Raw genomic sequence first — 13,153 nt, 5'->3', positions numbered from 1 at the left:
GGCGCCCGGCGCCGACCGTATGCCAAGCCAAAGGAACCGGACGCGCGGACGGGTCAAGGCCACCGCCGCCCGAAGGGCGGGCACGCGCCAGCGTGAGCCTTGACCCGGAGCACGGCCGGTTCATGTCCCGCCATTTGGCGACACGGTTGCTTTTTGCCGGGACCGCGGCGCTGTCCACGGCGGCTCGCTCCCAGTTGATGGCGTTGGCATAGCCCAGCCGATCCAAGAGGACACGGTGCAGGCGTTCCCAGACACCGGCTTGGTGCCATTCGTGCAGCCGGCGCCAGCATGTCATGCCTGAGCCGCAGCCCATCTCCACCGGCAGCAATTCCCAGGGAATGCCGGAGCGCAGTACAAACAGGATGCCGGTCAGCGCCGCGCGGTTGTCCAGCCGGGGTCGCCCGCCCTTCGGCTTGGGCGGCTCCGGAGGGAGCAGCGGTTCAATCAGCGCCCACAGGGCGTCGGAGACGAGAGGTCCAGCCATGCCCCTCCCAACAGCCCAAATCCCGTTTTGTTATGCGCTCTTAGCGGGGTTGCTGATCCCGAAAGGATTCTGATAGTGTCGACTAAATTTCTACAGACAGAATTCTTGAATTTTGGCAGTGGTGAAGATGTCGAATGTCCTCGTTACGTGCTGCAACTCCGCCTATTACGAATCCTGTCTCCTTCTGATCAGCACTGCCCATGGGACGAGCGATTCCATCATCGACAGGATCCTCGTCTACAATCTTGGTCTTTCGGGCGAACAGGTGGATTTTCTGAACAGGTGCCACAAGGTCCAAGTTGTCGAATTCCCGGCTTGGGTCTTCGACATTTACCCCGAATTCTTGACGCCCAAGCAGTTCGCTTGGAAGTCCTTCGTCATCAAGGATGCGGCGTCGTACGGAGACAACGTCTTGTATTTGGACTCCGGAGCGATGCTGGTCAGGTGCATCAAGGACATTTACGAGAAGATCAAACGGAACCACATCTTCATCGTCAGCGATTTCCACAAGAACAAGGATTGGACGCACGATCTCTGTTTCAGAATCATGGGGGCGTCCGAAAAGGAAAGAAACGCAAATCAGATATGGGCAGGGATCCAAGGCTACAAAGCCAACGGACGTTTCCAGCGTTATGTGGACGAGGGGTTCCTCTACGCCTGCATCAAGAGCGCCGTTTTCGGTGACCACAAGCACCATCGACACGACCAGAGCATCTATTCCGTCTTGGTCAGCCGCTACGGCATCGAAACCGAAGACATCTATGTCTATGGCGAGTGGAGAGGCATCCTGAGGCCCGATCAGGCCATCTATGTCCACAGGCGGCATTTCCCGGTCTCCAAAATCAATCTCAAGATGAAGGGATAACGGGCTGGGAATGATCGGCCGGGACCGACTGGCCAAGCTGCCCAGAATCCCGGCGTTGAGAAAAGTTCGGGTTTTCCTTCCCTTTCGATTGGGAAATGAAAGACGCGCACGGCTGCCTGCGCGTATTCCCTGTGCTTCGGCCGGGCGGGGGGCGGCAGTCGCAGCCTTCGATCCGCTCTCCTGGTCTGGCAGCCAGCCCGGATCTGGTGACCGCCTTCGGCACCGACACCGTCGCCGCCACCCGCCCTCACCTGACGCTCAGGCCGCGGGGGCGGTCCACCCGCTTCGACGCCTTCGGTCTGGACCCGGCGGCGGCGGCCCGCCACTACCTGACCAAGGGCCGACGGGAAGGGCGCAGCATCACCTTCGACAGCCTGGGCTATCTGGCCACCACCCGATCTGGCTGTGCATCGGCCTGCAACACTGGGCCAGTTTCAGGGGTGATCGGCGTCCAATAACCAGCCACCCCTGATCTGGCAGACTACCACCCTGGGTTTGGACGACAGGGTGGCGGACAGGGATGTTGACGGTGGAGACGATCGCACGGATACGACGCGAGCACGCGAAGGGGAAAAGCATCCGGGCCATTGCCCGGTCGCTGAAGGTGTCGCGGGAGACGGTGACGAAATACCTGCGCTCGGGCGAGACGGCGCCGCGCTACGAACGCCAGCACCAGCCGCTTCCGAAGTTGGCCGGGTTCCAGGAGGAGCTGGAACGGCTGATCACGGAGAACGAGCGGCGGCCGGTGCGTGACCGGCTCGATTATCTGGGGCTCTTCGGACGGCTGAAGGATGCCGGGTTCCAGGGCGGCTACGACACGGTGCGGCGCTACATCAAGCGCTTCAAGCAGCGCCAGCCGCCGAGTGGGCCGGTGAACGCCTACGTTCCGCTCACCTTTGCCCCGGCCGAGGCGTACCAGTTCGACTGGGCGGAAGAGTGGATCATCCTGGACGGCGTGACGACCAAGGTGCAGGTGGCCCATGCCCGCCTGTGCCACAGCCGCATGCCGTTCGTGGCGGTCTACCCGCGCCAGACCCAGGAGATGGTGTTCGACGCCCACGCCCGTGCCGCGGCCTTCTACGGCGGCCTGTGCGAGCGCGGCATCTACGACAACATGAAGACGGCGGTGGACGCCGTATTTGTCGGCAAAGAGCGCCGCTTCAACCGCCGCTTCGCCCAGATGTGCTCGCATTACCTGGTCGAGCCGGTGGCCTGCACCCCGGCTTCGGGCTGGGAAAAGGGCCAGGTCGAGAACCAGGTCGGCACCTTGCGCCAGCGGCTGTTCACGCCGCGCCTGCGCGCCAAGACGCTGGAAGAGGTGAACGACCGCCTGCACGACGAGGTGATCGTCTGGGCCCAACAGACGCCGCATCCAGAGGATAGGAGCCGGACGGTGTGGGAGGTGTTCCAGGCGGAGCGGCCGGCGTTGATCACCGTGAGCGATCCTTTCGACGGCTTCCACGAGGCCACGCTCAGCGTCTCGAAAACCTGCCTGATCCACTTTGACCGCAACCGCTACAGCGTGGCCGCGATCGCCGCCGGCAAGCCGGTGCAGGTCCGCGCCTACGCGACACGGATCGTGGTGTGGTTCAACGGCGCGATCGTCGCCGAGCACCCACGAGCTTTCGGGCACGGCCACACGCGGTACAATCCGCTGCACTACCTGCCGGTTCTCGTCCGCAAGCCGGGGGCGCTGCGCAACGGGGCGCCGTTCCGGGACTGGGATTTGCCGCCAGCCCTGGCGACGGTGCGGACCCGCCTGGGCCGCGGCGACGACGCTGACCGGCAGTTCGTTGGCGTGCTCGCCGCCATCCTCACCGATGGCCTGGAGGCGGTGGAGGTCGCCTGCCGCGAGGCACTGGCGAGCGGTACGCACAGCCGGGACGTGATCCTGAACATCCTCGCCCGGCGCCACGACGTCACACCGGCACCGGCCATGGCGGTGCCGACGGCGTTGACGCTGTCCATCGAGCCGGCCGCCGACTGCGGGCGCTACGACCGCCTGCGCGCGGTGCGGGAGGGCTGCCATGGAACGGCATGAGCTGATGGCGCTGATGGCCGAGCTCAGCTTGGCCGGCATGCGTGCCGCCTACGACGAGGTGATGAGCGACGGGCTGAAGCGGCAGCGCACCGTCCAGCAGATCCTGGGCGATCTGCTGGCGGCGGAGCGGGCGGAGAAGCAGGCGCGCTCGATCCGTTACCAGCTCGGCGCCGCCAAGCTGCCCCTGGCCAAGACGCTGGCCGAGTTCGACTTCACCGCCAGTCCCCTCAACGAGGGGCTGGTGCGCGACCTGCACGATGGCGGCTTTCTGGAAACCCAGCGCAACGCCGTGTTCATCGGGGGAACCGGGACCGGCAAGACGCACATGTGCATCGCCATTACGGCCAACTGCGTGCGCCGCGGCGCCCGTGCCCGGTTCTTCAACGTCATCGACCTGGTGAACCGGCTGGAGGCCGAAGCCCGGATCGGGCAGGCGGGCAAGCTCGCTGACCAGTTGACCCGCGTTGATCTCGTGGTGCTGGACGAACTCGGCTACCTGCCGTTCTCACAGAGTGGCGGCCAACTGCTGTTCCACGCGCTCAGCCAGTTGTACTCGCGGACCTCGGTGTTGATCACCACCAACTTGAGCTTCGCTGAATGGCCAACGGTGTTCGCTGGCGACGCCAAGATGACCACCGCTTTGCTCGACCGGCTGACGCATCACTGCGACATCCTGGAAACCGGCAACGAGAGCTGGCGGTTCAAGAACCGCTCCTGATCCAAAGCCCTCCCCCCGTCCGTTGCCCAGGGGGGCCCACAGGCCCCTCCCACACGCGCCGCTGCGTCAGCCATGAGGGCACTCCGCGGCGCGCGCGGGACCCTCCCGTGGACTCCCTGGACAACAGGTTCTGCAACCGCAAGCGTGGCTGGAAATTGCAAGCCGATGCCGGCTGGAAATTGGAAGCCGGTTGACAATCTGGCCGCAAGTTTCGGCACCGACCAGCAGCAGGCGCTGATCCATTTCACCACCTATGGCCGCAACGTGTCCCGTCCCAACCCGATCGGCTATGTCTGCTCGCAATCGGCCGGGCTCGCTGTGGCGAATGACGGGCTGCTGGTGGTCAGGATCGGGTAAGGAGGGCCGGGTTCAGCGTTGGGCGATGTGGACGGCGGCGGGTTCGTTTGCCACGCTGTCCCAAACCCCGGCGATCGTCTCGATGCGGGAGAACAGGACGTTGCAGGTGTAGGTCTGCCTGACCTCGGTTCCGGGGGGCACGAGGCGGGGCAGGGCTCCGTTATGGTCGAGCAGGAACATGTGATAGCCATGCCCCACCATGAACGCCCTCAACTCATGCTGGGTCGTGCGGTTCCGTGTCAAGCCGGGGAGGTTCAACTCGGCGGCGATGAAGTCGATCCTCTTTTCGCGGAGAAGCCCTTCGGCACCCTTCAGGACATTCAGTTCATGTCCCTCGGTGTCGATCTTCAGCAGGCGGATGCGCTCAAGGCCGTGCCGGCCCGCCAGACTGTCGAGCGTCTCGGCGCGGGCGACGAACTGCGTGATGGACTCGTTGCTTTCCAGCGCCTCTCCCGGCGCCTTCTCGGGCACGACGCCGCCGTTGCTGTCATTGGACCCGTTCGATCCGAAAACGATCTCTCCATTGCGATCGCTGATCGCCACGGTTTCGATGGAAAGATGCGAGATGTCGTTCAGCGCGGCGCTGTTGCGGATCAGTGCCGCAAGGGTGGGGTTGGCTTCGGCGGTGACCACGCACCCCTGGGTACCGACCAAGGTTGCAGCAAGCATGGTGAAATAACCGGCGTTGCCACCAACATTGACGGCGGTATCGCCAGAACGCAAAGCTTTCAGGAACAGCAGAGACGTTTCGTGCTCGTACATCTGGCCGCTGAGGAAATGGGCGATGACGTCACGCTGCGCCATATCCTGCGGGTCCAGCTGCAAAAAGAACTTCATTCCATTTGCAGAAACGATATCGAATTTCTGAAGAGCCATGTTCTTCCTGATCCACCACTGAAAACCAGGAGCACTCTATGGGCATGGAATTGATAGATCAACGCTTCAGCTATCGGGAGATTCTAGAGCCAGAGGCCTAGGGCTAAAAGATTTGAGGCAGGGGAATTTTCGAAAACCCCATCTTTAAAATCGGCATCGACGCGACGAGAGCCAAGCGGCGTCACCATAGAATTTCTGGCTGGTTATACCTTGGCGTGTGGTCTCGGGCCCGGATGTTTGCGCGGACGGCAGATTGCCATCCAAGTCATTGGAGTATATGGTCAAAAAAAATCAGCTGGGGGCATTCATGCAGATCAGGAACAGGATTTTCGAACAGTCCCCATATGAGGGATTTGACGTAAACGCCTATACCTTTAGCGATCGCACCGAAAGCCACCCGATCTTTAGGCATGTCATTTCACAGATAAAGCCCAGTCTCCTCATTGAGGTCGGCACCTGGAAGGGTGCAAGTGCTGTTCATATGGCAGGTCTTTGCAAGGAATACGGCGTCGACAACGCTGAAATCGTCTGTGTCGACACTTGGTTGGGTTCAAGTGAGATGTGGGCCGATAAAACGCCGAATGGATATTGGGGCTTCCACTCGCTGGGCCTCAAAAATGGATACCCCACCATCTATTATCAGTTCTTGGCCAACGTCGTTCTGAAGGGCGTGAGCGACATCATCACCCCGTTTCCCATCAGTTCCAGCGGGGCGGCCGTTTTCCTCAAGGCGCTTGGGATCAAGGCTGACGTCATCTACATCGACGGCGGCCACAGCTACCAAGAGGCTAAGGCGGATATCGAAGCATATTGGCCGCTGCTTCGGGTTGGCGGCGTCATGATTGGCGACGATTACCACGAAGACGCACCGGGCGTGATCCGGGCCGTGACCGAGTTTGGTGAGCTGATCGATCGGAACCCTGTGATCCATCACAGGAAGTGGCTGATGGTAAAGCCCTGATGCCTTTGTATGGTTGAACGCCTCGATTTGAATCGTTCATGAGAAACTCAGGTCCGCCATCTTCACTGTGGTTACGGACCTGAGCCTTTGAACGGTTAGAACCCCGTCTCGCGGATCAGCACCGACGCGGCGATGCGCCAGAAGCGTTCGGCGAAGCTGCGGGCTTCGCCCGCCACGCGGACGATGCCGCGGGTGACGCGCTCCGGCCCGTCCTGCGCATTGCCGGAGGCGCCTGGACCCATGGCCGCCGGCTCGACGTCCAGGGTGATGCGATAGACCGCCTCCACCGGGGCGAGCGCGCTGCGGCCGGTGCCGCCATGAGACTGGCCGGGTTGGCCCCCCGCCTGCCCCTCCACCGCCACCGGGCCGCCATTGACCGAGGCCAGCGCCGGCACGTCCAGCACCGAGACGGCGACCGGATCGACCGCGCGCACCGTCGCCGCGCGCCGGGGGGCCAGCGGGTCGTCGGGATGGAACTCGGCCCCCGCCCCTGGGCTCAGCCGATCGAAATCGCCCTCGCCGACATAGCCGACCAGTTCGCCGCTGCCCGGCGCCACCACGATCGCCAGCGGCAGCTTCGGCCCGATCCAGCGCCCGGGCGTCAGGGCGTCCTCCATGTCGCGCACGGTGCCCGACAGGGGGGCCCGCACCACCAGCCGCTCGCGGCTGTCGAGCAGTCCCTGCCGCTCGGCCAGGGCGGCGGCCAGATCCTCCTCCATCGCCCGCACGCGGTCGAGCTGTTCGCGGCTGGCGGTCTGGCGAGCGATCTGCTCCTGCATCCAGTCGATGCGCAGTTCGGTCTGGCGCAGCTTGCCCTCCAGGTCGGGGGCCATCAGGCGGAACAGCGGCTCCCCCTCCATCACGCTCTGGCCGCGGACGACCAGCGCCTCCTCCAGCCGGGCGGGAAAGGGGGCGTAGACGGTGGCAAAACCCGACGCCCGCCAGACCACCGGCACCGACACGGTGCTGGTCACCGGCAGCAGGGTCAGCCCGACCGCCGCCGACAGCCCGGCCAGCGTCAGCCCGGTGCGCAGGTTCACGCGGAAGCGGTCGCGCAAGCCCCACCAGGCCTTGGCCTCGGCCACGAAGGGACGGGCGACGAACCAGCCGATCTCGATGGCGAACAACAGGATGCCCAAAACCTTGATGGCGACGTGATAGACCAACAGCGCGATGCCGAGGAACAGCATCAGCCGGTAGACCCAGGTGACATAGGAATAGACCAGCAGGATGCGGCGGCGCCCCGCCGGCATCTCCTCCGGCGGGTCCATGCCCAGGCCGAACAGCCACTCCCGCAGCTGCCAGCGCGCCATGGCGAAGGCGCGCTCCTGCAGGTTCGGCACGTCCAGCGCGTCGGACAGCAGGTAATAGCCGTCGAAGCGCATGAAGGGGCTGAGGTTGATCGCCAGGGTAGTGACCCAGCTGACCGTCGCCAGGAAATAGGCGGCGCTGCGCAGCGGCCCGTCGGGCAGGAAGCTCCAGGCCAGTGTGGCGAAGACGGCGATCGTCAGTTCGGTCACCATGCCGGCCGCTCCCACCGCCAGACGCTGCCGGCGGGACACCAGCCGCCAGGCGTCGGTGGTGTCGGTGTAGAGCACCGGCCACATCACCAGGAAGGCCACCCCCATGGTCGGCACCCGGCAGCCGAAGCGCTTGGCGGTGTAGGCATGGCCCAGCTCGTGGCAGATCTTGGTGCCCAGCAGTGTGACGCCGTAGAGCGCCAGCCCTTCGGGCGAAAAGAAATGCTGGAAGGTGTGCAGGAACGTGTCCCATTGCCGCGCCACCAAGAGCCCGGCCAGGACGGCGGTCAGCAGCACCAGGACCATCCAGGCCCGGCTGTAGAGCGGCGCCACCAGCCCGAGCGTCGCCGACAGGAAGCGGTCTGGCCGCACCAGCGGGATGCGGAAGAACAGGTAGTTGTGGACCAGCCACCAGAACCAGCCGGTCTTCCGCGCCGCCGCCTGGCGCGCCAGAAAGGCGGTGTCGGCGGTGACGGTCAGGTTGTTCCCGGCCAGGAACTGGTAGAAGCCCATGACGTCCTCGACCGCCGGCTCGAACAGGCTCTCCTCCGCCACCGCCGCGGCGATGGCGCGCGGGTTGGCGTGGTGCCAGTGGGCGATCAGCGCGAAGGCCTCCGGCCCGATGCGGAAATAGCGGTTGCGCACCGGATCGTGGATGGTCCAGCCCGGCGCCCCGTCCTGTCCCGCCGGCGCCGGCAGCAGGGCCAGATCGTCGCGCAACCCCGGCAGCCGCAGGGAGGCCAGCGGATCGGCGGGGGCGGTGCCGACGGCGCGGAGGCTGGCGGAGGGACCGGCGGAGGGGGTGAGGGCGATGGACAAGGGGCGTCCTCGATTGCCTTGGGGAGGTGGCGGGACCGGCTTGGATTGCGTCTCAAATCCCCAATGACTGGCGCAGCAGGGCCAGCGGGCGGCGGAACAGGTAGAGCGCCAGCGGTACGCGGTCGCCCAGGATCTTGGCGGTGCCGCGCAGGCCGATGCGCGGCGGAGGTTCCCCTGCATCCAGGGCCGCCTTGACGCGGTAGGACAGCACGCCGGCGGCCGACAGGCCGGCTTCGTAGCTGGCATGGGTCAGCCGCGCCTGCAGGGGATGCAGCGGGTCGACGTTCAGGAACAGCTCCACCGGGGAGCCCGGCTCCAGAACCAGGGCGTCGCCGACCGGCACCATGATGTCGATCTCCGGTGCCTGCGGGTCGGCCAAGGTCAGCACGCGCTCGCCCACCGACACCGGCTTGCCCAGCCAGTCATTGACGTCGGTGAAGACGGCGATGCCGGCGCGGTCGGCCTTCACCGTCACCCGGTCCAGCAGGTCGCGGGCAAGCGCCATCTCGGCGCGGCGCAGTTCCACCTGGGCGCGGAGCTGGGCGACGCGGGCCTTGGTCTGCGGATCGGTGAAGGCGGCCTGCGAGGCGGTCAGCAGCTCCGCCTCGGCCTGGGTCAGGCCTTTGCGTGCCACCTCGAAACGGCTGCGCAGGACGGTGGACTCGAAGCTGAACAAGGGCTGGCCGGCCGCCACCGTCTGGTTCGGCTGCACATGGAAGCGCTCGATCACGCCGTCCAGCGGGGCGGCGACGATCACCGGGTTGCTGGTCTGGATTTCAGCCGGGGCCAGCGTCGACATCGGCACCGGGATGGCGAGCGCGCCGGCGATCATCAGCAGGACCAGCAGTGGCAGCAGGGCGCGCCGCAGCCCTCGGCCCTTCGCCCGCCTGCCCGACAGGGCCCACCAGGCATGGCCGTAGCCTTCGGTCAGATGGCTCAGCAGCAGGATTTCGCCATCGGTCCAGGGCTCGTCACGGCCAAGCCACAGGCCGGCCGGCGGCGGAACGGCCTTGCCCTTCGCCTGGACATCCGCCTGGGCGCCCGGCATGGACTCCCGCGGGGTTTCCGGCTTGCGCAGCGGACACCACAGCACCTGCGCCGGCCCCCATTCGCCCCAGGCGTTGCGCACGGAGGCGGGCAGGGTGGCGGGATCGACGACATGGACGCCGTTGGCGTGTTCGCCCGTGGCGACGGCGTGCACCGCCTCCTCCAGCCATTGGGCGAAGGGGGCGTTCGGCTCCAGCACCGCGATGTTCGACACCGCCTCCAGCGATGCCCGTCCCCGCTCCCCCACCGTCAGGACGGCCGCCTGCCGATAGGCGATCAGCCGACGGGTCTGGTTGACGATGTGATAGCGCAGCTCCGGCGCCGTCGCCTGCCGCCAGGCCTGCCGCTGCAGCTCCAGCAGCATCAGCAGGCCGTTGACAGGCTGGGCTGCCCCCTGCGACACCCCTTGCGCGCTCCCTTGTGGCGGAGCCGTCTGCTGGGGCGGGGGTTGGCCCATGGCAGCACTCATGGCTTTGCGGCTCCAGGCCTGGAACTGCCCCCCTGGCTCCCGGCCGGCAGCGACGACAGCGCCGGTTCGGGGAAGATGGCGGTGCCGCTCATGCCGGCGATCAGGCCGGCATGGGCGATCTCGCCGGTCAGCTTGGCGGTCACCACCACCGACTGGCTGGTCGAATCGACCTTGGCACCGGGCAGCACCACCTCGCCGGGCAAGGTGGCTCCGGTTTCGTCGACGCGCAGGTCGAAACGCTGCCCAGGCTTCAGCCACACCAGCCACGAGGATGGGACGATCAGCTCCACCTTCAGGTCGCGGTCGGACAGGATCTCCAGCAGCGGCGCGCCGGCGGCAACCGACTCATGCTCCTGGATGCGGCGTTCGACCACCCGGCCGTCGAAGGGCGCTTTGATGTCGCAGCGCCGGGTCTGCACCTCCGCCTTGCGGGCCTCGGCGCGGGCGACCTGGGCCTTGGCCTCGGCCAGTTGCACCTCCGCCTCGCCGATGGAGCGCAGGCTGTTCAGGCGCCGGTTGACCCGCGCCGTCACCTCCGCCGCGTTCAGTTGGGCGCGGGCGCCGTCAAGCTCCGCCTGATAGCTGGCGCAGTCGAAGGCGACCAGCAGATCGCCGGCCTTGAAGCCCTGGCCGGCATCGACGCTCATCCGCGCGATGCGGCCCGGGATCTCGGAGGAGAGGACGGCGTGCCGTTTGGCCTCGATCAGGGCGCGGACCTGCCCCTGCGAGACGTCCTGGGCCGCCGCCGGGGTGGAGGCGAGGCCCCCACCCAGCAGCACCCCCAACAGCGCGGCGGCCTGGGCGGTGGCCTTGGCCGCGGCACCGGGACGGATCACAGCGACGCCAGCCGGTCGACCGGCTGGCTGTCGGACTGCTGCTCTTGGGCCGAAAGGGTGCGAACGGTGCATTCCCGCTGACTATCCTTCACACGATGGCAGAACCGCTCGGCCGCGGCGCGGTCGGCGAAGCCGCCTGCGCGCAGCTGGACGATGATCTTGCCGTCCTGACTGCGCCGGGTGGTGGCATACAGGGCGCCGACCCCGTTGCCCTCCGTTCCTAGGCGTCCGGTGATCATACCCCATTCGCGCGCGGCAAGCCTGTGGCTTGCGTAAGCCCCGAGATCGGCCTGGATGACGGGAGAGAAGGATGCCGTCGCAACCGGAGCGGCGATTGGAGCCGGATTCTCCGCCGGCGCGGGTGCCGGAGCGGCCATAGGAACCGGAGCGGGAACGGGCGTCGGAGCCGCGGAGGCCAGCACGAACGGCGTGGCGGCCGGAGCCGGATCGGCCGGGGCGGGGGCCGCCGGAGTGGGCTCGGGCACCGGAGCGGCCGCGACCGGAACCGCCTGCAGGGCCGGTTCCTGTTTGGGAGCGTCCGGCCTCACGGGCTCCGGCGTGGCCGCTTGGGTCTTGCTGTCCTTGGCGGCGGCCTTGGGCTCGGCCATCAGATCCTTCACGCGCAGGACATTGTTGGCGCGCTCCTGCCAGGAGGACAGGCCCTTGCCCACCGCCTGGGTCAGGGTCGGCAGATCGTTGGCGGCCATCGTCTCGGGCAGCGGATCGACGCCGGCCGACACCATGACCCGGGCATAGGCGTTGTGCAGGTCGGCCAGCACCAGATCGCGGCGCAGGTCGGACAGCAGCGCCGTCACCTCCGACTGGATCACGCCCAGCTCGCCCACCTGTCCGGCCTCGCCGCTGTTGGCGTACTGGGCGCGGATCCGGGTGTCGAGGTCGGCCTGCTCGGCGGTCAGGGCGAATTCCTGCTTCAGTTCGCGGAACTGCAGCACCGCCACATGCACCTGGCTCAGCACCGCCATGCTCAGCGCCTGGCGGCGGAAGGCGACCAGCTCCTCCTGCGCCTCGGCGTAGGACTTGGTGGCGGGGGCGGAAACAAGGTTGATCAGGTTCCAGCTGATCCGCGCGCCGTAATCGGCCCAGCGCTGGTTCAGCAGGAAGCTGTTGCTGTCGTAGCGCAGGGCGGCGTTGACGTCGATGCCCGGCAGCAGCTTCAGCAGCGACCGCCAGGTCTCGTCGGCGGAAATGCGCTGGTTGTAGCTTTCCTCCAGCAGCTCCGGCCGGTTCAGCAGGGCGTAGGTCTCCAGCGCCCCGGTGCCGATGTCCAGCTTGGGCGGCGCCTGCATGACGCTGGCCGCCGGCATCTCGATCTCGAACGGCTCGCCTGGCGGCAGGCCCATCAGCGCACCCAGCTGCGACTTCGCCGCCACCAGCTCGCGGCGCAGCGACTGCAGCTGGCGCAGGGTCTCGACCAGGCTGCGGGTGTAGTTCAACGCCTGCAGCGGGGCCTGGATGCGCATCGCCTCCAGCTTGCGGGCATCGCGCCGCGCCCCCTCCACCCGCTTTTCCAGCGGCTCCAGCCGCTTCAGCAGCCGTTCGGCGGCCACGGCGCGCCAATAGGCGGTGCGCACGTCCTGCATGATGCCCTGGACGACGCGGCGGCGGCGTTCGTCGGCGATCAGCACCAGATTGGCGTTCTGCCGCGCCCGCAGATAGCTGACGCCGAAATCCAGCACGTTCCAGGTGAAGGCGAGGTCGGCGGTGCGGCGGTGCTTGTCGGTGGCGGTGGTGCTTTCGCCCGTCCGCCGGCCGGTGGCGAGGTTCAGGCTCTCCGACCCGGCGTCGTTGTTGCGCCCGACATAGCCGGCGGCGGCCACCACGCGCGGCAGCATGTCATAGCGCGACAGATCCAGCTGATCGGTGGCGACCGCCACCTCCATCAGCTTCACGCGTTCGTCGAGGTTGTACTTGATGGCGCGGGCCATCGCCTCGTCCATCGAGACCGCCTTGGTCAGCGGTTCCTGCGGAGCCAGGACGACGCTCAGATCCTTACGCACGCGCGCCAGATTTTCCTCGGCCGTCAGCGGCTCGGGTTTGACCGCGCAGCCCGCGGCCAGCAGGGATGCCGTCAGGACGGCGACGGGAACCACCGAAGAAAGCAGGCGGCGGCGGAGGTGAGCGGTCGAAGTCTTCATGGTG

11 protein-coding genes and 1 pseudogene are annotated in these 13,153 nt (G+C 66.6%); 6 read left to right on the top strand and 6 right to left on the bottom strand.

What is annotated here, in order from left to right; all coding sequences use genetic code 11:
* Nucleotides 1-151 precede the first annotated feature (151 nt).
* Nucleotides 152-484: pseudogene (locus tag B9N97_RS07760) on the bottom strand (transposase); the annotation flags it as partial.
* Nucleotides 485-611: 127 nt separating this feature from the next.
* Between B9N97_RS07760 and B9N97_RS07755 the strand changes: the two are divergent.
* The 5 genes from B9N97_RS07755 to B9N97_RS07735 all read left to right on the top strand — a co-directional run bounded on the left by B9N97_RS07755 (nt 612) and on the right by B9N97_RS07735 (nt 4,465).
* Nucleotides 612-1,349, top strand: a complete 738-nt coding sequence (locus tag B9N97_RS07755) for a hypothetical protein (RefSeq protein WP_143266497.1) — start codon at nt 612-614, stop codon at nt 1,347-1,349.
* 206 nt (nt 1,350-1,555) lie between these two features.
* Nucleotides 1,556-1,807 carry a hypothetical protein gene (locus B9N97_RS07750; protein WP_085085039.1) on the top strand — a complete coding sequence of 84 codons (252 nt, stop codon included), beginning with the start codon at nt 1,556-1,558 and terminating at the stop codon, nt 1,805-1,807.
* Nucleotides 1,808-1,869: 62 nt separating this feature from the next.
* The gene (gene istA / locus B9N97_RS07745) at nt 1,870-3,390 is read left to right on the top strand and encodes an IS21 family transposase (RefSeq protein WP_085082850.1); all 1,521 of its coding nucleotides are present in this window, start codon (nt 1,870-1,872) and stop codon (nt 3,388-3,390) included.
* Nucleotides 3,377-4,108 carry an IS21-like element helper ATPase IstB gene (gene istB, locus B9N97_RS07740; RefSeq protein WP_085082852.1) on the top strand — a complete coding sequence of 244 codons (732 nt, stop codon included), beginning with the start codon at nt 3,377-3,379 and terminating at the stop codon, nt 4,106-4,108. Before istA ends, istB begins: the two co-directional genes overlap by 14 nt.
* Before the next feature lie 165 nt (nt 4,109-4,273).
* Nucleotides 4,274-4,465 carry a hypothetical protein gene (locus B9N97_RS07735; RefSeq protein ID WP_085085037.1) on the top strand — a complete coding sequence of 64 codons (192 nt, stop codon included), beginning with the start codon at nt 4,274-4,276 and terminating at the stop codon, nt 4,463-4,465.
* A gap of 12 nt (nt 4,466-4,477) precedes the next feature.
* On the opposite strand, the gene B9N97_RS07730 is transcribed toward B9N97_RS07735, so the two are convergent.
* Entirely contained in the window at nt 4,478-5,341 is an 864-nt protein-coding gene (locus tag B9N97_RS07730) for an FkbM family methyltransferase (protein WP_085085035.1), read from the bottom strand.
* A gap of 307 nt (nt 5,342-5,648) precedes the next feature.
* Between B9N97_RS07730 and B9N97_RS07725 the strand changes: the two genes are divergently transcribed.
* The gene (locus tag B9N97_RS07725; protein WP_167393235.1) at nt 5,649-6,302 is read left to right on the top strand and encodes a class I SAM-dependent methyltransferase; all 654 of its coding nucleotides are present in this window, start codon (nt 5,649-5,651) and stop codon (nt 6,300-6,302) included.
* A 95-nt stretch (nt 6,303-6,397) separates the two neighbouring features.
* Here the strand turns inward: B9N97_RS07725 and B9N97_RS07720 are convergent, their stop codons facing one another.
* The 4 genes from B9N97_RS07720 to B9N97_RS07705 form a co-directional block, all read right to left on the bottom strand.
* On the bottom strand, nt 6,398-8,641 hold the full coding sequence (locus B9N97_RS07720) for a peptidase (protein ID WP_085085031.1): 2,244 nt from the start codon (nt 8,639-8,641) through the stop codon (nt 6,398-6,400).
* 52 nt (nt 8,642-8,693) lie between these two features.
* The gene (locus B9N97_RS07715; protein ID WP_244560606.1) at nt 8,694-10,091 is read right to left on the bottom strand and encodes an efflux RND transporter periplasmic adaptor subunit; all 1,398 of its coding nucleotides are present in this window, start codon (nt 10,089-10,091) and stop codon (nt 8,694-8,696) included.
* 62 nt (nt 10,092-10,153) lie between these two features.
* A complete protein-coding gene (locus tag B9N97_RS07710; protein ID WP_244560605.1) occupies nt 10,154-10,993 on the bottom strand; it encodes an efflux RND transporter periplasmic adaptor subunit in 840 nt (279 codons plus the stop codon).
* Nucleotides 10,990-13,149 carry a TolC family protein gene (locus B9N97_RS07705; protein ID WP_244560604.1) on the bottom strand — a complete coding sequence of 720 codons (2,160 nt, stop codon included), beginning with the start codon at nt 13,147-13,149 and terminating at the stop codon, nt 10,990-10,992. Before B9N97_RS07705 ends, B9N97_RS07710 begins: the two co-directional genes overlap by 4 nt.
* Between the last annotated feature and the right edge of the window lie 4 nt (nt 13,150-13,153).

This window comes from Azospirillum oryzae (assembly GCF_900177515.1).
GTDB classification, from domain to species: Bacteria; Pseudomonadota; Alphaproteobacteria; order Azospirillales; family Azospirillaceae; genus Azospirillum; species Azospirillum oryzae_A.
This window is presented reverse-complemented; position numbering and strand designations above follow the sequence as displayed.